Below are 19,259 nucleotides of genomic sequence, written 5' to 3'. Positions count from 1 at the left end.
AACATTAATAAAACAAAGAAAAGGGAGAATCGGCAACAGTGGCGCCCCGCAAGAAGTTTTTCAGGTTTCTTGTCACAACAATTGTAGTCCTTGGTGCGGTTATTTTCTCAAATCTGGTTCTGTCCCCCCAGGCATCATTTGCTCAAAGCGGGCCTAAATGCGGCGATCACGATCGGGATTTATACCTCACAAATCCCTATCTGCAAGGGGTTGATGTTCTGGAACTCCAGCTGCGCCTGAAGGAGATGGGGTTTGATCCCGGCCCCTGCGACGGAATCTACGGCCCCCGCACTGCGGCGGCAGTTTCCTCTTACCAGAGAGCAAACCGGCTTCCCCTGGGAAGAGCGGACCTGCTGGCCCGGTCATCCCTTCTAAAAGCATCCGGACAACCGGCTAATACCCTGCCTGCAGCCCCCCCGCCGGGGGATCTGGAAATCGTCATCGACACCGAAAAGCGCACCCTAACGGTGATGGTCGACAACAAGGCTTTCCGGCAGTTTCCCGTTGCCGTCGGCAAACCAAAAACCCCTACCCCGGTCGGAGACTGGAAAATCATCCACAAAGGCTACAACTGGGGCGGGGGTTTTGGAGTCCGCTGGCTCGGGCTCGATGTGCCGTGGGGTATTTACGGAATTCACGGAACAAATAAACCCTGGACCATCGGCACTCCCACCTCGGCGGGGTGCATCCGCATGTTCAACGAAGACGTGCTCCAGGTGTTCGAATGGGTTCAACTCCATACCCCGGTCAGAATCATCGGGCCGCCCCACTGGACGACAAAGATCTGGCGCCGTCTTCTCACCGGGGGATGCTTCGGTCCCGATGTGGTCTACGTTCAGCTTTCCTTGAAAAAACTGGGGCTCTACCCCTCCCTTTGCGACGGCCGCTACAATCATTTAACCGCTCTTGCGGTCCGGTACTTTCAAGCAAGCGCAGGACTTCCTGTTACCGGCGAGGTTGATGAGGCCACCTACCTCCTGCTCCAGAAACAGGGAGGGATTCCCGTTCCGCCCGACCCGGAACCCTGAATCTTTCCCATTTTCCCCGGGTCAGTCCCGACCAGAAGCGAATCCCGGTTCCCGCGTCCCGGAGCAGCATCCAGAAATGGCGGAGCAGAACCCACCCCCTGATCTGTCTGTAGTCCCTGGTGATAAAACAGGCAAGGTTGTCGAGAGTATCAAAATCAAGCTGCAGCCAGAGCTCGCTCAAGCGCTGCTCCACTTCGAGCTTTGGTTTTAAAATATGCCAGACATACCTGGAAAAATCCGTCCCGGGCAGGCCATTCTGCCGGGAGGCAATCCACCTTGCCGCCAGACGGCCGGTTAAGAAAGCGGTATCGATCCCGCCTCCGTGGAGGGGGGAAGCACATCCTGCTGCATCCCCCACCAGCAAGACGTTTCCGTGCTGCAGCTGCTCGCGCAACCTAATCGGCACGATTCCCCCGTGGCGCCTGACGACTTTCCCCTCAATCTGCTCCCGAACCAAAACCCGGTTGAGTTCTTGCCACAAAGAAATTTCCGGGTCGCTTTTCTTTATCCCCTGCCGGAACCAGCCAATTCCCACATTTGCGGTTTCACGCCCCTGGGCATCGCGGCCTTTTGGAAAAACCCAGTAATACCCCCTGTAGCCGGGAAAAAGCCTGAATTTAAGCCGCCTTCCCAGGCGGGAGAAGTCTCCTTCAATTACATACTGGGCAGTAACCGCCCCGTACCGGCGGTAATAATCGCGGAATCCAAAGCAGAGAGAACTGATCGAAGGAACACCGCTGGCGTCGATAACCCACCGGTAATTCTTCTGCAGCTCCCGAAAAGCTTCTCTTGTAATCCTTGTTTTTTCGTAAATTTTAACACCCGCCGCCCGGGCCCGCTCACCGAGGAAACGCTGCCACTCCGCCCGGTCGATCATCCAGAGGTTTACTTTCCTGCAGTTGACCCGAAACTCCCTTTTCACCTCCAGGATCGCTTCATCAACCTTAAACCGAACACCAGCTTCGGGCTGCCCCAATAAACGCAGGGAATCAATAAAACCTTCCGCGCACCGGATGTGGTCCCCGATCCGGTTTCGCTCGTAAAGGTCAACCTGCAGCCCAAGCTTTGCCCCTTCAATCGCTGCCGCCAAACCTGCAGGTCCGCCTCCAACAACGCAAATCCTCTGCTCCATTTGCCGTCCCCCTGTTCCTCTTTCTCTAATTGGCTTTCCCGGCCGCATTTCCTGCTCAGCTATATCATCTCCAGGGAGAAAAAAAATTTACACGGCATTCAGGACTTCGAGTGCCTGGCGAGAATGCGGTTGAGAACGGTTGCAAACTCCCCCCAGTTAACAGGCTCATCTGGTTTGTGAGGGGAGACAATCAACCCCGATTGGTGCAGCTTCTCAATTTCCGCTGCGGGGTCCCAAACAGTGGGAGGGTGAAAAGAAATGCGGAGATGCTCGGCCAGCCCTTCGCAGATCGCCAACCCTGCCTGCTGGTGGAAAAGGGGACTGGTCACGATTTGCGCCTCTTCCGGGGTTCCCAAAAAACCACATTCACACAGGACAGCGGGCATGCTGGTTTGCCGCAGAACCGTAAATCCCGCAAACTTCAAGCCCCTGTTAACCAGGCCCGTGCGGGTAACCAACTTCTGGAGGATTACTCTGCCCAGCCTTTCCCCCTCGCCACCCGGCGCCAGGACAAACACTTCAATTCCCCTTCCTTTACGGAGGGGGTCGCTGTTCTGATGCAGAGAAATAAAGTAATCGGCCCGGAGCCGGTTCGCCAGGCTTGCCCTCGCCTCAAGGCTCAGGTCCCAGTCGCCGGTCCGGGTCAAATAAAACCTTACTTCATGCTGAAAACCGGGCTCCAGATCTTTGACTATGCAGGCAATTTGCAATACCTGATCCTTCTCCAGATCTCCCTTTGAAGAAACGGTGCCCGGATCCCTTCCTCCATGACCCGGATCGATCACAACAAGCATTTTCGCCCCTCCTGATACCTGAATTTTTCTCAGGTATCATTTACTTCCACTTCCAGTATATTCTACATATTCTCAGGCCGAAAACCTTTCTCGTTGTTGAAACAAACCACTCCCAGTGCAGATATATGTGAATAAAAACAAGTAAAGAAAAAATTATTGCCAGCAAATGGTGAATATCCGTCCAGGTATGCCTCGTGAATATGAAAACAGGCCCCAGGCCGCGCATGCTGCTCCCACGCTTTACCGGGGCAGGCAGAAAGCAGCGGCAGAGCGCTTCGATAAGTTATTTGGGCGGCAAAAGATCCTCCGGTTAACTGAAAGCAAAAAAGAAAAAACGCCGCAAAACCTTGCGTCGTCCGATTTCCAGATGGTGAGCTATCCAGGATTCGAACCTGGGGCACCTTGATAGGGCGCTCTGATTGTTGTCAGATTGTTGTTAATTTCTTTTTGTCGGGGTTTTTGCAGAGGGGGTTAGAAACCCTGAAACCCTTAAAAATGCTGGTGCCGGGGACCGGAATCGAACCGGTACGGGCATTGCTGCCCCCGGGATTTTAAGTCCCGTGCGTCTGCCAGTTCCGCCACCCCGGCATCCTCCGGTTTAGCATTCCGCGACCTTTAAATTTCAAGACAGAAAAAATGGAGGGCAAGGCCGGATTCGAACCGGCGCATGGCGGATTTGCAGTCCGCAGCGTTGCCACTTCGCCACTTGCCCTCGTGGAGACCCTTAATTTATAAAATGGAGCGGAAGACGGGATTTGAACCCGCGGCCCTCGCCTTGGCAAGGCGATGCTCTACCACTGAGCTACTTCCGCCCATAATTCTCAAATGGTGGCTCAGGGCGGAATCGAACCGCCGACACGCGGATTTTCAGTCCGCTGCTCTACCAACTGAGCTACCGAGCCAAATCTTTTGCTATTTTTTGTTATGGCGGAGCTGACGGGACTCGAACCCGCGATCTCCGGCTTGACAGGCCGGCGTGTTAAACCACTACACCACAGCTCCGCATTCTTCCGGCAGCATGCCGGGAAGTTGCCACAGTGGTGGGCGATGACAGGCTCGAACTGCCGACCCCCTGCTTGTAAGGCAGGTGCTCTCCCAGCTGAGCTAATCGCCCGTTGATTCTCAAGTCCTTCCTTATGCTCTTCTCAAGAGCAGTTTTATTATAGCATCCCTTTTTCCTCAAGTCAACAGTTACCCGGCAGGCCAAAAAGCTCACGAAACCCGAAAGCCTTTTTCGTTCAGAGTATTTTTCAGGCGCTCCTCGGAAATCACGCGCCGGTCGAAGAGAATCACTGCTTCGGCATCGCCGTGATCTGCTGGCACGGCCCGAAAAACGCCGGGCAACCCCTGCACTGCTTCGTTGAGGTGATCCCACCCTTTTTCCCTAACTCCGTGAAGGTGAAGATGCCCAAGGTGCTCCTTTGGCGTACAGCATTCACACATCTCCAAGAGCCTCCTTTCACGTTTTAAAATCTTGCCTGTTAATATCACTTATTCTCCTGGAAAAACTTTTTTCCTTCCCCCGCAGTCTAACCTCATCAAAAAGAGAAACCCGAGCCTGTTTCACCTCAACCTCTAACCCGGAAAGACAGCCAGGCTTCGGGAGAAGGCCAGCAGGCTTTCCCGCACCAGTTTTGCGGCAAGCAGAGCAGTGATTCCGTTGGTGTCGTAAGGCGGCGCCAGTTCAACGAAATCGCAGCCAACCACATGAAGGTCCTGGAGGATGCCTAAAATCCCAAAGACCTCCTGAGGGGTGAACCCCCCCGGTTCGGGGGTACCGGTTCCGGGCGCAAAAGCAGGGTCCACCAGATCGAGATCTACCGTCACGTAAAGGGGGCGCCCCGTGAGGCGCGCCCGGCAGGCCTCCAGGGCCTCGCTCAGAACAAAAGGATAGAAATTGGTGAAGGAACGGCCGTAGAGAAACTCCTCTTTTGTTCCAGAGCGGATTCCGAACTGAAAGACGTTCCGGCCCCCCACAATTTCACAAATTCTTCTGATCACCGTGGCATGGGAATAATTTTCACCGAGATAGTCATTACGCAGATCGGCATGGGCATCGAAATGCAAAACGGCAAGGTTCGGGTAAAACTCCGCAAGGACCCTAACAACCGGAAAACTGAGGAGGTGTTCTCCGCCCAAGAAGAAGGGAAACTTTTGATCTTCCAGGAGCACCCGGCAGGTTTCCTCGATCCTTTTAAAGGAAATTTCAAGGTTCCCGAAAGGTAAAATTAAATCCCCTCCATCGTAGAAATCACACTCAACCAGAGTCCGGTCGAGATAAGGGCTGTAATCCTCCAGCCCCTGAGAGGCGCTGCGGATCGCCTGGGGCCCCTCACGCGCCCCGGGGCGGAAGGTAACCGTTAGATCAAGAGGAACGCCGATTAAAACAATTTTGGCCTCTTCATAGGAGTCCTTTGCTTCAAGAAAGTACCTCTCCCGGGTGCAAAGGCTGCTCAGCCTCAAGATTTTACCCCCTGAGGAAGAATTGCTCTGACAAAGGCCGGCAGCTTGAAAGCGGCCTGGTGAATCTCCGGAGAATAGTATCGAAATGCCCGGGAGAGGCTGCAATGTTCGGAAATCGCTTCAGGATCGAATCTTTTAGAACCCAGCGTAAAACTCCAGAGTCCGCTCGGGTAGGTGGGGATCACGGCCAGGTAAAGTTTAGCAATGGGAAAAATACGGTGGACCTCTTGATAAACTTTAGCAATTAAATCATTGTTGTAAAATGGGGACTCCGTTTGGGCAACAAAAAGACCATCAGGGCGGAGAGCCTGAAAAATCCCCTGATAAAATTCGGAGCTGAACAGGCGGGCAGCCTGTCCCACGGGTTCCGGGGAATCCACCAGAATCACGTCATAACTTGCTTCCTTTTTCCGCACGTATTCCACGCCGTCCTCAAAACATACCTCGACCTTGGGGTGGTCGAAAGCACAGGCCAGTTCCGGTAAGAAATGCGAGCTTATTTCCACAACCCTGCGATCGATCTCGACGAGAGTAATTTTTTCCACCTCGGGGTGGCGCAAGACCTCCCGGGCCGTTCCCCCATCTCCGCCTCCGATAATCAGGACATCTCTAGGCGCAGGATGAGTGTACAGGGGTACGTGGGCCAGCATTTCATGGTAAACGAATTCATCGAAGATTGTCGTTTGAATCATTCCGTCAAGAACCAGCATGCGCCCAAATTGTTCGGTATCAAGCACGACGATTTCCTGGTAGGGTGTAATCTCGCGGTGAAGAATCCGAAGCACTTTGCAAGTTATTCCCACACCGGATTTCTGCCTTTCGGTAAACCACAATTCCATTGCCGACTTCTCGCGCTCCTTACTTCAATTAGACTGGTGACAGCTTATTGGGTTCGGTCAGTACCAGAGGGGGACGCCTGCAAAAACGCACCCGCAGTGAATTACCCTGTGTTCGACCCCGATTACCTTGATTTCCTGAAGCTTCATCCCGCGGTATGCAAAAGCTTCCTCGATCATCTCGCGAACCCGGTCCTCGGCCTCTCTTTGCCTGCAGTAACCGGCAAATTCCATGATAACTCCAAAATCCTTCGCAGCAACTCCCACCGCAACAGCGGCGGCAATTAAAGATCCCTTCTCCTCGCTTACCAGGGATCCGTAGGCAATCGGAACCAGGGAACCAGGAGGCACCGCCAGGGCAGGTGTATACTCGGCACCCGGAGGCAGGATACTGCTGACGCGAAGTAAATTTACATTCCCAATTCCTGCTTTGAGAAGCGCCTGGTCAAAGGCAGTCAGTTCCTTTTTTCCTTCTGCAGCCGCTGCGACCAGGGTATAACGGTTAGGCACTGGTAGCATCCTCTAACCCTTCCCCCATATCATGAATGCAAACTAGACAGATTATACCAAGGGAGATCTGGAGTGTCAAGAAATTATGTAAAACCCGCGCCTCCTCTCTTTTTCTCCAACTAACTGGGCGATCAGATGAGCGCCTTCTGCAACCGTCTTGGGGAGGGGGCGGATGACCAGGGCGGGAACCTGCCGGAATACCTGACTCACGATGGGATGTCTCAAATCCGCCTCCCGTACCAGGGAGTCCTCCACCAGAAGGCTGGTGTCGCCCTGGGCCAGCAATTTCCCCTCCTTGAGAAAAATAACTGAAGTGGCCCATTCGGCCGCAAGGTCCACATCGTGAGTCGCGATGATGATCGTCTTTCCCCGCGCATGAAGCTTTTCCAAAATCTCAAAAAGCGCCCTCTGGCCTGCGGGATCGAGAAAGGCGGTAGGTTCATCGAGGATGATAATCTCCGGATTCATGGCAAGGATCCCCGCAATTGCAACCCGCTTTTTTTGCCCGTAGCTCAAATGATGGGGGGCCCTCGCCCGCAAATCCCACATTCCGACGGCCCGGAGGGCCTCCATGACCCGCGCCTCAACTGTTGTTCTGTCCAGACCCTGGTTCAAGGGGCCAAAAGCTACATCATCCCAGACGGTAGGTGAAAAAACCTGGTCATCGGGATCCTGAAAAACAAGACCAACCTTTCCCCGCACCCAGTTTTCGTTGGCGCGGGTAATTTTCTCCCCTGCTACCCTGACTACCCCCTGCTGGGCGTGGTAAATTCCGTTTAAGTGAAGGAGCAGCGTGGACTTTCCTGCTCCGTTGGGGCCCAAAATCGCAACCTTTTCGCCCTGGTCGATCTTTAAAGTAATGCCCTGCAAGGCCGGTGTTCCATCGTGGTACCGGAAATGCAGGTCCTCTACTTCAATAAGTGCAGCCATACCCATCCTCCCCGGTCAATCATCAGGCTTAGTCCACCTAAAAGCAAGATAACCGCGCCCAGGAAAAGATCCTTTGGGCAAACCTCAAAGTGGTCAAGGGTCCGGATCTCCCCCTGAAAGCCGCGTGCCAGCATGGCGTGGTAGACCCTCTCTCCCCGTTCAAAGGAGCGGATAAAGAGCACTCCCACCAATCCCCCCAGCGTGGCTAAAGTGTGGCGGTTCCATAAAGACCGTGCCGGCCGGAAATTGCGGGCGCGCCGCGCCCGCTGCATCCGGATTACCTCGTCGTATAAAACAAAAAAGTAGCGCAGCGTGAACTGGATAAGCTGGGTAAAAATCTGGGGGATCTTCAAGTCAGACAGGGAGCGGAGCAAAACGTGAAAAGGAGTGGTGAAGGTAACCAGGATCAACAGGAGGGCTCCGCAAAGGAAGCGGAGCATGAAGATGGCCCCCGCCTGCAAACCCTCCCAGGTAAAGGTCAGCGTCGTGATCCCGAGCTTCAACTGGAAGAAAGGGGTTCCGGGCCTAAGGAGGGGCAGAAAAAGACCAAGCATCAGGACCACCGGGACGATCAAACCAAGCCTCTTAAAAATCCGCCCTACGGGCAAACGGGAGCCCAGGATAAAAAAACCGATCACCAGAAGTGCCGCCGCCAGCCCCGCAAGGGTGCGGAGGGAAACCGCAACAACCAGGAAAATCAGGCAGCTGATCAGTTTCACCCTGGGGTCGAAGCTGTGAAAGAAAGTTTTCATTCTTGCAAATTCGTCAAGATGGATGTGGGCCTGATCCAGACTTCATCTCCCCTTCCCGCTCGCACCAGTTGCCGGCACCGGGCTGAAGTTACCACTCCAGCTGGTGGTACCAGCCAAGCTGGTGGAACTTCTCCAGGTATTTCAGGACCGCTAAAACGAAGGTGCCGTGAGCCCACGTAAGGGGAGCAACGGAAACCGGTTCCCCGGTGTAGGGGTGGAGCTGTTCCGGCAAAATCCCCGTTTTTAAAGCGTGGCGGGCAACCCACTGGAGAATCTGCAGGGGGCGCTTTAAATGTTCCGGCGCCGTGGCACAGGCAATGTACCATTCACCTAACCAGAGGGTGCAGATGAGCCAGGGATTTCCCGGGACGTTTTCAATGTCCCGGGATTTCTGGAAATAGTGATCATCGGTATAGCGGGCGATTCCACCCACTTCCGTTTTGACCCTGAGACCCGCCTCAATTGCCTGCATCGTGGCAATTACCTTCGGGTCTGCAGGTTCGAAAGCGCCGAATTCGAAAAGACCAAAGAGGCTGCTTTCCAGGGTTAAATCCCGGTGGAGGTTTCCTTCCTGGTCTATGTAAACTCCCCTGATAAAACGGCCCAGGGAGTCATCGTAAAGATGTTCGAGCATCCCTTTCCGCAACTGCTGGGCGGTCCTCTCGTATTCCTCGGTTTTACTGCCGTCGGCAAAAAGGCGGGCAAAGTTGGCTGCAGCCATCAGCCCCCCATACACTGCAGCCGTCGTAAAGGTGAAGATCCCCCTTCTTTCCTCCCAAAGATCGTAACTTTCAATCGGCAGATTCAGTTCCGGATAAATATATCTTACCAGAAAATCGGCAGCAGGAAGGATTAAATTTCTGTAAAGGCTCTGGAGGAAATCAAGATCCCGAACCCGCTGGTAGTATTCCCAGAGGGCAAAGAGGACGAGAGCCGTTTCATCCTCCTGGATGGGAAGCTGGGGTTTGCTGCCGCAGATCCAGGGGTGCCAGCTGGAACCAGGTGTTCCATCGGGATTGTATTTATGCAGCAGGTAGCCCTCCTCCGTAAGCCCGCGCTGGCAGAAAAGAAAAAAGTTCTCTGTGAGCTCGGGGTAGCCAGCCTTGATCAAGGCGAGGGCAACCAGCGCTCCGTCCCGGGGCCAGACGTAGCAGTAGTGATCCCTGTTAAATTGCAGAATATCCGAATCGGTTGCTGCCACAATCGCACCCTTCCGGTCAATCTGCGTCCTCATGATCAGGAGGCTGCGCTTGAAAAGCTCGATGATCTCTGGAGTGAGGTTGCCGAAATTAAAGGTGTGCCTGTTAACCCAGCGCTGCCAGTAGGTTTCGACTTTCTCAAAAATGGTAGGAGGGGTTTGCTCAAGAACATAATTGTTCAAATTCCTCACTTCGGTGAAATTTTCCCCCACAACAATCCAGTAATATAAAACCTGCTCCCCTCGCGGAGGAAGAAAAAGGCGAAAACTGATGGTGCTGTCCACCGAACCCTGCGCAATGGGATTTCCCTCTAAGATGCCATCTTCAGCATCGCGCCAGGTTCCTTCTGCACCCTGAAAGCGCTTCGTTCCCGTCGCGTACTGGAAAATGCCCTCGGTCTTCGTGCGCCCGTTCACCAGAATATAGCGATTCCTCTTGTAGTGGTAAACGGCATTCAGTGTGGGGTTATAGACGGCAGTATCCCCCACCTCGGTCTCATCAATTGAAAAGTCATGCGTAAAAAAGATCCGGACCTCGCGCTCTTCCTTGCGGAGATTATGAACTGCCATTTTCATCAAATAAACGTTGTCGCTGTAGTGCACCGTACTGTTCATGACGAGGGCGAGGCCCATCGCGTCATTTTTCGCCGTAACATTGGTGATCAGGCAGTCAGGTTTGTATGCAAGGCGCCTCTCCCAGCTCGTCTCGTCAAGCCAGGAAAACTGCCCCTCCGACCAGATTCCAATGCTGTTTTTGCTTCCCCCGATGTGATTCAGTTCTCCCACATAGGGATAGTAAAAATCCCGCATATTCAAGTTCCCGTCGAAATTAACAAGAAAAGACCCGTTGCCCAAAACCAGTTCCCGCGGCACTGCCATCCCCCTTTTTCTCTTCCGCGCCGCGTCGTCAGGCACTTTCCAGAATCTGCTTAATTTTCAGGACGTAGCTCGCAGCCATCTCCTCCGCCGCTTTCTGGGACTGCGCCTCCGCAACAACCCTGCAGACAGGTTCGTCAGCATCCGGCAGCACGACGACCCAGCCGTATTCATGGAAAATCTTCACGCCGTCGATCATTTCGGCCCGCTGCTCCCTCGCCTCTTCGACAAGCTTGCGCATCACTTTCCCCTTTTCCTCCCACGGGCAGAAGACGGATTCTTTGTGGATGTAGAAGGGAGGAACCAGCCTGACCACTTCTGAAAGGGTGCAGCCTTTCCGGGCAAGATAATCAAGGACCAGAACCAGTAAATAAACGGCGTCGAAAAGGGGCTGGAAGGCTCCGCTTGTAGCCTCCATCAGGGCCCTGGGATTGACCTTCGTACGTACCACCTGCCCCTCGCTTTCCCCTGCAAGCTGCTCAAGGACATCCGGCGCCGTCACCGGCACTCCCAGGGTCGCCGCTCTCTCGCCTGCCAAATAAATCAGCGCAACCAAGGCCAGCAAAAGCTCGTCGCCTACCACCTTTCCCTCTTCGGTTACCAGGGTCAGCACCTCGGTGTTGCTGTCCAGACCGGCGCCCAGGTGGGCCTGGGCCCTTCCCACGACCTGAGCCAGATCCTCTTCCCGGCTGCCCGGCACCCAGTGCAGCGCGGCAACCTGGCACCCCAGCTTTTCCAGAAGGGGGGTCACCAGCATCGCCAGGGCCGGGTCCTCGTATCCGACAACAATCTTAAAGCGGCGCCGGCGGATCAGGTCGATGTCCACCAGACGCAGGAGAGCCTGCTGGTACGCCTCCGGAAGCTGCGGGAAGAAGGTGATTTCTCCTATCTGGTCCGGCCCGGCCCGGCGGAAATCTTCCTGGCGAAAGGTGTTTTCGACTTTCCTTTCCATGCTCCGGTCGATGTTAATCCCGTTTTGATCGAAAAACTCAATCACAACCTCATTTGTCGGTGCGGGGCGTCCCTGCCGGATGTGAACCCCCCCGTCCGCCCCCAAACTCTTCACGGCGTACCGCGTGACTGGTGTCGTCACCTGGCCCAGGTCAACAACCCGCGCCCCGGTCCCGACAAGACCGGCAGTAAAAACCCGCTTAAGGATTTGCGAAAACTGGTGGCCGTCTGCACCCACCACTACCTTTGCCCCGGCCCGCAGGCTTGACCCGTACGCCGCTGCCAGCTTTGCCGCGAAGTCTGCCGTAATTTCCACGTTCATCAGCCCTTTAATCCCAAAAAGGCCAAAAAGGCTCTTGCCCATCCGCTGCCCCCAAACAAGCGAGGAACAGACACTCACGTTGTCCTCGATCACTTTACTGGGCCATACCCTGACACCCGGCCGGATTACGCTGCGCTGGCCGATTACCGAGTCGTAGCCAATCACGGCATCCTCATGCACAACCGCCCGCGCCTTAATCCGGACGTGGTCGGCAATGGTGGCGCCTTTCAGCTGAACCCCCTGGTCGAGATAAACATTATTCCAGATAATTGAATCTTTGAGAAAGGAATCTGATTTAATGATCGTGTTATTCCCGATAACGCAGAAGCTGTCCAAACATACGTTCTGCTCCAGATAACAGTTGCTGCCTAAATAAACCGGTGCCTTCAACTCTGCTGTGGGGTGAATTTCGGTGTTTTCCCCTACCCATACACCGGGAAGAACCTGGCGGCCGGAAACTGGCAGCTTCACCCTGCCATTTAAAAAATCCCTGTTGGCCTGGCGGTACTGAAGAAGCTCTCCGATGTCGCACCAGTAACCCCCGGCAGGGAAGCCGTATACGGGCCGCTTTTCCCGCAGGAGGAGGGGCAACAAATCGGCCTGGAGGTCGAAAATGGCTTCGCGGGGAAAATACTGAAGGACTTCAGGCTGGAAAATATATATTCCCGTACTGATAAAATTGGGGGCGATTCTTTCCCGACCGGACTCCCGGGAAGTCTCCACATCCAGAACCAGCCCATCCTGATCGACCACAACACCGCGCCCCGCGCCGGCACCTGCCCCGGTTCCGGCCAAAATCAGGGTGGCAAGGGCCCCCCGCGCCCGGTGAAAATCAAGGGCCGGCTGAAAATCAAAATCAACCAGATTATCGCCAGGGATGACGAGAAAGGTTTGATCCAGAAAGCTTTCCGCGTTTTTAATCCCCCCTGCGGTGCCGAGGGGAGAAATCTCTTCAAAGTAGTAGAGCCTTAACCCGTAGAGCTGCCCCTCTCCGAAGCATCCCTTAATCAATTCAGGCAGATACTGGAGGGTTACGGCTATCTCCAGGAAACCCTGGGCTGCGAGGTGCTGCAGCAAATGTTCCATGATGGGCTTGTTGAGGACAGGAAGCAAGGGCTTCGGCTTGTTGCAGGTTAAAGGCCGCAATCCAACTCCTTTCCCCCCGGCCGTGATCACAGCCTTTACAGGAATCCCCTCCCCTCCCCGAGCTCTCCATTAAAGAATTCCACACTCGAAAGCAAAAACCTGCTATTCCTTTTCGCTGCCAAACATTTCCTCCGTCATCTGAAGCCACTCCGAGAGAGGTTCGGACAAAATCTTCTGAATATCCCCCATCAAGCGGGTGAACCTGAACTCCGCGCTCAGGAACTCCTTCAGCGTGGGATTCAGGTTTACGAGTTCAGAAAGCTGCTCCAGTCTCCGCAGTTCCGCTTCATCTACTTCCCTCCCCAGCAGGCGCTCCTTTTGAATTTTCAACTGGCGCTTTTTGAACTCGAGAAGCATTTCCTTATTTTTAGGGTCTTCTTCGACCCGCGCCCGCGCTTCAAGCAGGGCCCGGTACTCGTCGGATTTTTTAAGAGCGCGCGCCAGTTCGTAGGCGCGGTCATAAACGTTCACTTCCCTTCCCCCCTGTCAGAAAAGGTTCAGCGCGGCGCGAACTCCCTGATAGCCGAAAAACAACGCCAGGAGCACTAAAAAGGCGCCGCAGCAGGCCAAAATCCCCCGGTAGACGGCGGGGCTTAAAAACTTTTTGCCTGCCGCCACCGTGCAGGATACAAACACGTACCAGCTCAGATCCGCCAGAATGTGCCCTGAATAAAAGGCGAACAGGCCCAGCCACCCGTACCGCAGGGCCTGGGTGACGTAAAGCACGCCAATGGAAAACCACCACAGGATCCAGGTGGGATTTGCGAGGCTGACGATGATGCCCTCTCCAAAGGGCCGCAGACTGGAGCCGAAGCGCCGGCCCCCGCTGCCTTCCCAGCTGCCAAAAGCCTCTTTTTCCTGGAGCTCTAGATAATCTTGCGCGGAAAGCGCGCTGCGCAGGATGCCGGCACCCATCAAAAGGAGGACTGCTCCCCCTCCGATCCCCACGACGGCAGAAATCCACAACGCCTGGAGCACCTGACTCAAACCCAGGGCAAACAACCCCAGCAAGAAAATTTCGGCGAGGCCGTGGCCCCCCACGATCAGGAAGCCCGCCCGGCCGCCCCGCAGCAGACTCTCTTTCACGGTCACCGTGAACATGGGACCCGGCATGAGAGCTCCGGAAAGGGCGACAAGATAGGAGGTGGTAAAAATGAGCAGCAAGTTCATGGCGACGTTGCTTCAGCAAGAAGTTCCAGTTCCACAGCAGCCCCGCCCGGCAAGTCACTTACCCCAACCGCAAGACGCGCGTGTTTTCCGGAGTCTCCAAAAATCTCAATCAAAAGCTTCGAGGCTCCCTCCAGCACGAGGGCCTGCCCGGAAAAGTCCGGGGCGCTGTTAACGTAACCTCTCACCATGACGATTTGCTCAATCAGGTCAAGGCTCCCCAGGAGGTTCCTGATTGCCGCAAGACAGTTGAGGCAACAGAGCCGGGCCGCCGCCGCCCCTTCTTCAACCGTCAGGTCCTTTCCCACCTTCCCCTGGTAAACGAGCTTTCCATCCTGCAGGGGAAGCTGGCCTGAGGTTTGAACAAAGCCGTTTGCCTTTACTGCCGGAAGGTAGCTCGCCTGCGGCAAAGGCGGAGCCGGAATCTCGATTCCAAGCTCCCGCAGCCTTTGCTCATTCTTTCCCATGTCTCTCCCCACCTTATAAGAAAAAATTTATCTAAAACCAACCTTTTGAACAGAGGGTTGTTCCCAGAAAAATAAGATAAAACAGGCCGCCCATCAGAAGCGTATACGAGGTAAGTTTTTTCCCATTTGAAAGGCTGATCAGCACCAATCCGGCAGAAGCAAAGGTCAGGAGGATGGGGGCCCAGGACCCGGCAACGAAATGCCAGTCCGTGAAAATAATTCCAAGAGCCGGGAGGATCGTGCTCTGAAAAGTCATCGCTCCTGTGATGTTGCCCAGGGCAAGGGTATCCTTCTGCTGTTTCAACCAGATGATGCTGTTGAATTTTTCTGGAAGCTCTGTGGCGATTGGCGCAATGATCAGAGAAAGAAAAAAGGAGGGTACCCCCAGCATCCGGGCAATTTCAGAAACACTTCTGATAAAGAGCTGCGCTCCGCCGATGAGCACCGCCAGGGCAAAGGCGATCTGGGATAAAATTAAAACCAGCCCGGGCTTTTTCTTCGAAACGCCAAAAAACAAGGGCCGGAGGCTGGAGGGCTGCCCGGCAGAGCCGCCGCGCAATGTCAAGAAAACATAAAGGGAATACCAGAGCAGGAGCCCGCCGGCGACTACCTTTTTCGCAGCAAGATCGGGGATAAAGGCGGCCCCGATCCCGAGGGAATAGCCGCCAAAGAAAAAGCCCAGGTCGCGCCGGATCACGCGGGGATCTATTCTCAAATTGGGAAAATCGGGTCGTTTGCCGGCATCGACACTCACAACCAGGCCGCTGATAAAGAAGGCAAGGGTGCTGAGCATAAAAGGTGCCCCGATAATGGCGCCGATCCCGATATGCTGCTGCTCCACGCCCTTTCCCAGGAGAAAGGCAATTAACGGGATCAGCGATTCCGGCAGCGCCGTACCCACCGCAGCCAGAATGCTCCCCACCGCCCCCTCGGCGAGGCGAAGCCTTAATCCCAGCCATTCAACCCCGTTTGTAAATACTTCTGCCGCGAAGAGAATAAGCCCCAAACTGAAGAACAACTCCAAGGCAGAGAGAAGCATCAGCCGCCCAACCCTTCACTTTTATAAATGCTTGAGAAGCCGCCTGCGCTGAGAAAAAGTTGCAATCTTGCGGTAGCCGATCCGGTATAGAAGGTCCCGGACGCACACCAGATCGCGCCCGACCTCGCCAGGGTGATGGGCATCCGACCCGAGGGTAACGGGTATATTCAACTCATAGCACCTCGCCAGCAAATCCTCTGCCGGATAGATCTCCCCGCACGGCTTGTAGAGCCCGGCAGTGTTTACCTCCACCGCAAGACCGGCTTTTCTGATGGCCATGAGCGCAGGTGCTGCAAGGGAGACTACATCTCCCGGGGGCCGGTAACCAAAGACTTTAATCAAATCGAAGTGGCCGACAACATCAAAGCAGCCGCAGGAGGCAAGTTTTTCTACCAACCCGAAATACCTTTGATACAGGAGGGCAAAGTCCCATTCCGAGTAAGCGGCTCTAAAATCAGGGTGGTCGAACATCCAGTTTTCAATGTGGTGGACGGAACCGATTAAATAGTCAAAGTTATACTTCTGCGCCAGGCCGGCGATTTCTTTTTCTCTTCCAGGCCAGTAGCTGATTTCCAGGCCCAGCCTGACGCTCAAATGGGGGTAAGAGGCCAGCGCTTCTTCAAGCGCCTTTTGATCCAGGCCTGCCGCGTACTCATCATGTTCGGTCAAACCGATTTCGTCGATCTTTTGCGCCCGGGCGGCAGCAAAATATTCTTCCAAGAGCTCCCGGGTATAGCACCCGCCCCGGTGGCCCAAAACGTGAATGTGATAGTCAACCAGCAATGCAGTTTCTCCTGCCCCGTAAAAGGTTGTCCTGAAAAAACCTACACTTTGAATTAAAACACGAATTTCGGGACTTTTCAATACGGCCAGCTTGTCATCTTCCGGGAAACATAATAAAATAAAACGAGCAAAAAAGGAGAGGAGAAAACAAATGGCAAAGGTGATTCCATTCCGGGGGGTGCGCTACAATCTGGCAAAAATCGGGGATCTTGCAGCAGTGGTAACACCCCCGTATGATGTCATCGATTCTGAAGCCCAGAAAAAATATTATGAAAAACACCCCTTTAATATGATCCGCCTCGAGCTGGGCTACCAGTTCCCCACCGACAACGAACTCGACAACCGGTATCTCAGAGCTGCAAGGGATTACCAGGCCTGGCTGGCAGAAGGAATCCTGGTGCAGGAGGCCAGGGAAGCCGTTTATCTTTACGAACAGGAATTTTCCGTGAGCGGGCAGATACACCGGAGAACCGGCTTTTTTGCCCGCGTGCAGCTAGAAAATTATGAGAGCGGAAAGATTCGCCCCCACGAAGAGACTCTGGCGAAACCGAAAGCGGACCGGCTTGCCCTGATGCATGCCTGCCGGGCCAACTTCAGCCCCGTTTTTGCCCTTTATGAGGAGTCGGAACTGAAGCTGGAAGAAGACTTCAATCAGATAAAAAGAAGACCCCCTGAAATCGAATTAACGGACGAGGTCGGAGAAAAACACCGGGTCTGGGTAAGCACCGATCCAGAATTCCACAAAAAAATCACCACATCCTTCACCGGCAGAGTGCTCTACATCGCAGACGGCCACCATCGCTACGAAACAGCTCTCGCATTTTACGAGGCAACAAAAGAAAAATACCCGGGCGCGGCATACATCCTCATGTATCTTGTGAACACCCGGGACCCCGGCCTTGTCATCCTGCCCACACACAGAATTGTCCACAGCCTGCCGGAACTCGACCTGCCCCTTTTAAAAGGGCGGCTGGAGCAGGACTTTCTCGTTGAAAAAATCCCGCTTCCCGAACCTGAAGCGGTCCCGAAGATCTTAAGGGTGCAGCAGCAACAGGGAAAAACCGCCTTTATTATGGGAACGGGGGAACCCGCCGCTTACCTTCTGGTCCTGAAAAATCACCAAAAAGTGAGGGCGCTGGCTCCCCACATGTCGGCAGCCTGGTGCAGCCTTGACGTAGCAGCACTCCATCTCCTGATATTTCAGGAACTGCTCGGAATCGGGCCCGAAAAAATTTCCCGTCAGGAGAACCTGGCTTACACCCGGGATGAAGAGGAGGCTTTCAACACCCTTTTAAAGGGAGAGAGCCAGCTGGTATTCTTTCTCAACCCTACAAGAATAGAACAGGTAACGGCGGTTGCTGCAGCAGGAGATAAAATGCCCCAGAAATCCACTTATTTTTATCCTAAATTGCTTACCGGCCTCGTTCTCAACGATCTGAGATCCTGACAGTCGGCACTCTGCCGGGCATCCGAATAATTGCAGAGCAGGAGGGGGGCTGCCTCATGATTGGGGAGAATTCAAAAAGTGCTTGATGATGAAATCCGCCAGCTTCTCCACTTCGTTCGGAGAAAAGCAGGGAACGGCCTCCTGGAGAGGGAGATCGCTTACAACAGCGATCAGGTCCCCGCCCAGGGAAAGCCTTGCGGGAGAAAAGTTTTTTCGAAAAACCTCGATCTTGGGGCCCGGCTCCCCCTTAAACCCTTCCGCAAGAACGAGATCCACCCCCTCGATCCGTTCGCAGACTTCTCGCAGCGCCGGCTTCTTGCGGTGCCGGGTGTGGACCGTCAGAGATTCCGGGCCCAGAATGAGAACCTGGTCGGCGCCTGCCTGGTAGTAGTGCCAGGAATCCTTGCCGGTGCTGTCAAGATCATACCCGTGCGCCGCGTGCTTGATCGCCGCAACCCGGTACCCCCTGTTTTTTAAAACCTCGATCAGCTTCCGCACAAGCCGCGTTTTCCCCGTGCTGGAAAAACCTACAATTGAGACGACAGGGATCATTTGAACTGTTAGCAACCCTCCTTCCGGCTCTTCTTGAATCTTACCCGAAAAAGGGCCGCAAAACAAGCAAGCCGGTTGCCTTGACAACCGGCTTTTTTCCGCATGCTCAAACCATTCTCCTAGCTCTTCCGTTTAAAGGTTTCACACTTGGTTTGATCTGACTTGACGGCGCTTGCTGCCCCGTTGCGGTCCACCTGAATCATGGGAGCGCCGCACTGCACGTCACTGTTATAAGCACATTCGGTTACCGTACACTTGATCTCCGGCATTCTGGTCACCTCCCTTTCATCCTCTTAACTAAGCTCATTTTACCCGAAATGAACCTCTTTCATGCAAAGATATCGAGAATAATTTGCAGGGGGGTGTTGAATAATAAAAAAGAAAATCTTCAAACCAGGAGGGACTGTTACAATGGGAAAAGTAGTCCTGGGGGTATTCGATTCCCGCGACCAGGCGGAAAGGGCGGTTCAGGAGCTCCGCAACAAAGGTTTTCACAAAGAAATTTCGGTCCTTGCCCGAGACGAAGGAAAAGGTGAAGAAGGGCTCCGAATGGGCGGAGACGCGGATACAGCAGCAGAGGGAATTGCCGCAGGCGGGGTTCTGGGGGGCCTCGCCGGACTTGCCGCCGGGGCGGGGGCGCTGGTGATTCCCGGCATCGGCCCCCTTGTGGCAGCAGGCCCCATTGCAGGACTTTTATCGGGAGCCGCAACAGGGGGGCTGGCAGGCGGCCTTGTCGATTGGGGGATTCCGGCAGAAGAAGGGCGTCATTACGAAGAGGATGTCCGGCAGGGCAAGATCCTCGTGGCCGTTCAGAGCAGCGGTCCAAAACTGAATGATGCGGCAAACACTTTGCGTCAATTTGGCGC

At 54.5% G+C, this 19,259-nt stretch carries 22 protein-coding genes and 6 tRNA genes; 4 read left to right on the top strand and 24 right to left on the bottom strand.

The window, feature by feature from the left end; all coding sequences use genetic code 11:
• Positions 1-38 precede the first annotated feature (38 nt).
• Complete coding sequence (locus tag HPY58_08275; GenBank protein ID NPV29632.1) at positions 39-1,028, top strand: L,D-transpeptidase family protein; 990 nt, start codon at positions 39-41, stop codon at positions 1,026-1,028.
• Here the strand turns inward: HPY58_08275 and HPY58_08270 are convergent.
• The 3 genes from HPY58_08270 to HPY58_08260 form a co-directional block, all read right to left on the bottom strand.
• Positions 946-2,160 (bottom strand): NAD(P)/FAD-dependent oxidoreductase, encoded by a 1,215-nt coding sequence (locus HPY58_08270; GenBank protein ID NPV29631.1) that lies wholly within the window; start codon positions 2,158-2,160, stop codon positions 946-948. The two genes, HPY58_08275 and HPY58_08270, sit on opposite strands and share 83 nt — an antisense overlap.
• A 98-nt stretch (positions 2,161-2,258) precedes the next feature.
• On the bottom strand, positions 2,259-2,954 hold the full coding sequence (locus HPY58_08265; protein NPV29630.1) for an N-acetylmuramoyl-L-alanine amidase: 696 nt from the start codon (positions 2,952-2,954) through the stop codon (positions 2,259-2,261).
• Positions 2,955-2,994: 40 nt separating this feature from the next.
• Positions 2,995-3,180: a DUF4405 domain-containing protein gene (locus HPY58_08260; GenBank protein ID NPV29629.1), complete on the bottom strand. Its 186-nt coding sequence runs from the start codon at positions 3,178-3,180 to the stop codon at positions 2,995-2,997.
• Here HPY58_08260 and HPY58_08255 point away from each other — a divergent pair.
• Positions 3,121-3,360, top strand: a complete 240-nt coding sequence (locus HPY58_08255; GenBank protein NPV29628.1) for a hypothetical protein — start codon at positions 3,121-3,123, stop codon at positions 3,358-3,360. The genes HPY58_08260 and HPY58_08255 overlap by 60 nt on opposite strands.
• Before the next feature lie 93 nt (positions 3,361-3,453).
• On the opposite strand, the gene HPY58_08250 is transcribed toward HPY58_08255, so the two are convergent.
• The 19 genes from HPY58_08250 to HPY58_08160 form a co-directional block, all read right to left on the bottom strand.
• Positions 3,454-3,542, bottom strand: a tRNA-Leu gene (locus tag HPY58_08250).
• 49 nt (positions 3,543-3,591) lie between these two features.
• Positions 3,592-3,666, bottom strand: a tRNA-Cys gene (locus tag HPY58_08245).
• 25 nt (positions 3,667-3,691) lie between these two features.
• Positions 3,692-3,766, bottom strand: a tRNA-Gly gene (locus tag HPY58_08240).
• Positions 3,767-3,780: 14 nt separating this feature from the next.
• Positions 3,781-3,856, bottom strand: a tRNA-Phe gene (locus HPY58_08235).
• Between the two features lie 23 nt (positions 3,857-3,879).
• Positions 3,880-3,956: transfer RNA gene (locus HPY58_08230), tRNA-Asp, on the bottom strand.
• A 36-nt stretch (positions 3,957-3,992) separates the two neighbouring features.
• Positions 3,993-4,068 (bottom strand) — tRNA-Val (locus HPY58_08225).
• 98 nt (positions 4,069-4,166) lie between these two features.
• The gene (locus HPY58_08220) at positions 4,167-4,397 is read right to left on the bottom strand and encodes a hypothetical protein (protein NPV29627.1); all 231 of its coding nucleotides are present in this window, start codon (positions 4,395-4,397) and stop codon (positions 4,167-4,169) included.
• Positions 4,398-4,529: 132 nt separating this feature from the next.
• Positions 4,530-5,411 (bottom strand): agmatinase, encoded by an 882-nt coding sequence (speB, locus tag HPY58_08215; GenBank protein NPV29626.1) that lies wholly within the window; start codon positions 5,409-5,411, stop codon positions 4,530-4,532.
• 2 nt (positions 5,412-5,413) lie between these two features.
• Complete coding sequence (gene speE, locus HPY58_08210) at positions 5,414-6,256, bottom strand: polyamine aminopropyltransferase (GenBank protein NPV29625.1); 843 nt, start codon at positions 6,254-6,256, stop codon at positions 5,414-5,416.
• A gap of 57 nt (positions 6,257-6,313) precedes the next feature.
• The gene (locus HPY58_08205) at positions 6,314-6,772 is read right to left on the bottom strand and encodes an arginine decarboxylase, pyruvoyl-dependent (protein NPV29624.1); all 459 of its coding nucleotides are present in this window, start codon (positions 6,770-6,772) and stop codon (positions 6,314-6,316) included.
• Positions 6,773-6,838: 66 nt separating this feature from the next.
• Positions 6,839-7,693 (bottom strand): ATP-binding cassette domain-containing protein, encoded by an 855-nt coding sequence (locus HPY58_08200; GenBank protein NPV29623.1) that lies wholly within the window; start codon positions 7,691-7,693, stop codon positions 6,839-6,841.
• Entirely contained in the window at positions 7,672-8,445 is a 774-nt protein-coding gene (gene cbiQ / locus HPY58_08195) for a cobalt ECF transporter T component CbiQ (protein ID NPV29622.1), read from the bottom strand. The genes HPY58_08200 and cbiQ overlap by 22 nt, the downstream gene beginning before the upstream one ends.
• 88 nt (positions 8,446-8,533) lie before the next feature.
• Positions 8,534-10,516: a glycoside hydrolase family 15 protein gene (locus tag HPY58_08190; protein ID NPV29621.1), complete on the bottom strand. Its 1,983-nt coding sequence runs from the start codon at positions 10,514-10,516 to the stop codon at positions 8,534-8,536.
• Between the two features lie 34 nt (positions 10,517-10,550).
• Complete coding sequence (locus tag HPY58_08185) at positions 10,551-12,938, bottom strand: nucleotidyltransferase (protein ID NPV29620.1); 2,388 nt, start codon at positions 12,936-12,938, stop codon at positions 10,551-10,553.
• A gap of 102 nt (positions 12,939-13,040) precedes the next feature.
• Entirely contained in the window at positions 13,041-13,409 is a 369-nt protein-coding gene (locus HPY58_08180) for a YlbF family regulator (GenBank protein NPV29619.1), read from the bottom strand.
• A 15-nt stretch (positions 13,410-13,424) separates the two neighbouring features.
• Positions 13,425-14,108, bottom strand: a complete 684-nt coding sequence (locus tag HPY58_08175) for a LysE family transporter (protein ID NPV29618.1) — start codon at positions 14,106-14,108, stop codon at positions 13,425-13,427.
• Positions 14,105-14,572 (bottom strand): RidA family protein, encoded by a 468-nt coding sequence (locus HPY58_08170; protein ID NPV29617.1) that lies wholly within the window; start codon positions 14,570-14,572, stop codon positions 14,105-14,107. The genes HPY58_08175 and HPY58_08170 overlap by 4 nt, the downstream gene beginning before the upstream one ends.
• Positions 14,573-14,603: 31 nt before the next feature.
• A complete protein-coding gene (locus tag HPY58_08165) occupies positions 14,604-15,611 on the bottom strand; it encodes a sodium:calcium antiporter (GenBank protein ID NPV29616.1) in 1,008 nt (335 codons plus the stop codon).
• 21 nt (positions 15,612-15,632) lie between these two features.
• Entirely contained in the window at positions 15,633-16,394 is a 762-nt protein-coding gene (locus HPY58_08160; GenBank protein ID NPV29615.1) for a histidinol-phosphatase HisJ family protein, read from the bottom strand.
• Positions 16,395-16,545: 151 nt separating this feature from the next.
• Here HPY58_08160 and HPY58_08155 point away from each other — a divergent pair, with 151 nt between their 5' ends.
• The gene (locus tag HPY58_08155; protein ID NPV29614.1) at positions 16,546-17,841 is read left to right on the top strand and encodes a DUF1015 domain-containing protein; all 1,296 of its coding nucleotides are present in this window, start codon (positions 16,546-16,548) and stop codon (positions 17,839-17,841) included.
• Positions 17,842-17,895: 54 nt separating this feature from the next.
• Here HPY58_08155 and mobB read toward each other — a convergent pair whose 3' ends face one another.
• Together mobB and HPY58_08145 are read right to left on the bottom strand one after the other, a co-directional pair.
• Complete coding sequence (mobB, locus tag HPY58_08150) at positions 17,896-18,393, bottom strand: molybdopterin-guanine dinucleotide biosynthesis protein B (protein NPV29613.1); 498 nt, start codon at positions 18,391-18,393, stop codon at positions 17,896-17,898.
• 119 nt (positions 18,394-18,512) lie between these two features.
• Positions 18,513-18,662 carry a DUF1540 domain-containing protein gene (locus HPY58_08145; protein ID NPV29612.1) on the bottom strand — a complete coding sequence of 50 codons (150 nt, stop codon included), beginning with the start codon at positions 18,660-18,662 and terminating at the stop codon, positions 18,513-18,515.
• A 142-nt stretch (positions 18,663-18,804) separates the two neighbouring features.
• On the opposite strand from HPY58_08145, the gene HPY58_08140 reads away from it, so the two are divergent.
• A partial coding sequence (locus tag HPY58_08140) for a hypothetical protein (GenBank protein ID NPV29611.1) occupies positions 18,805-19,259 on the top strand: 455 nt, incomplete at its 3' end.

It is taken from the genome of Bacillota bacterium, from assembly GCA_013177945.1.
Taxonomy (GTDB): Bacteria; Bacillota; DSM-12270; order Thermacetogeniales; family Thermacetogeniaceae; genus Ch130.
This window is presented reverse-complemented; position numbering and strand designations above follow the sequence as displayed.

Coding starts and splice junctions, on each gene's coding strand:
- mobB (NPV29613.1), bottom strand. CDS start 18,393: ATGATCCCTGTCGTCTCAATTGTAGGTTTTTCCAGCACGGGGAAAACG.
- HPY58_08260 (NPV29629.1), bottom strand. CDS start 3,180: ATGCGCGGCCTGGGGCCTGTTTTCATATTCACGAGGCATACCTGGACG.
- HPY58_08255 (NPV29628.1), top strand. CDS start 3,121: ATGGTGAATATCCGTCCAGGTATGCCTCGTGAATATGAAAACAGGCCC.
- cbiQ (NPV29622.1), bottom strand. CDS start 8,445: ATGAAAACTTTCTTTCACAGCTTCGACCCCAGGGTGAAACTGATCAGC.
- HPY58_08270 (NPV29631.1), bottom strand. CDS start 2,160: ATGGAGCAGAGGATTTGCGTTGTTGGAGGCGGACCTGCAGGTTTGGCG.
- HPY58_08175 (NPV29618.1), bottom strand. CDS start 14,108: ATGAACTTGCTGCTCATTTTTACCACCTCCTATCTTGTCGCCCTTTCC.
- HPY58_08155 (NPV29614.1), top strand. CDS start 16,546: ATGGCAAAGGTGATTCCATTCCGGGGGGTGCGCTACAATCTGGCAAAA.
- HPY58_08265 (NPV29630.1), bottom strand. CDS start 2,954: ATGCTTGTTGTGATCGATCCGGGTCATGGAGGAAGGGATCCGGGCACC.
- HPY58_08165 (NPV29616.1), bottom strand. CDS start 15,611: ATGCTTCTCTCTGCCTTGGAGTTGTTCTTCAGTTTGGGGCTTATTCTC.
- HPY58_08145 (NPV29612.1), bottom strand. CDS start 18,662: ATGCCGGAGATCAAGTGTACGGTAACCGAATGTGCTTATAACAGTGAC.
- HPY58_08170 (NPV29617.1), bottom strand. CDS start 14,572: ATGGGAAAGAATGAGCAAAGGCTGCGGGAGCTTGGAATCGAGATTCCG.
- HPY58_08200 (NPV29623.1), bottom strand. CDS start 7,693: ATGGCTGCACTTATTGAAGTAGAGGACCTGCATTTCCGGTACCACGAT.
- HPY58_08220 (NPV29627.1), bottom strand. CDS start 4,397: ATGTGTGAATGCTGTACGCCAAAGGAGCACCTTGGGCATCTTCACCTT.
- HPY58_08205 (NPV29624.1), bottom strand. CDS start 6,772: ATGCTACCAGTGCCTAACCGTTATACCCTGGTCGCAGCGGCTGCAGAA.
- speE (NPV29625.1), bottom strand. CDS start 6,256: ATGGAATTGTGGTTTACCGAAAGGCAGAAATCCGGTGTGGGAATAACT.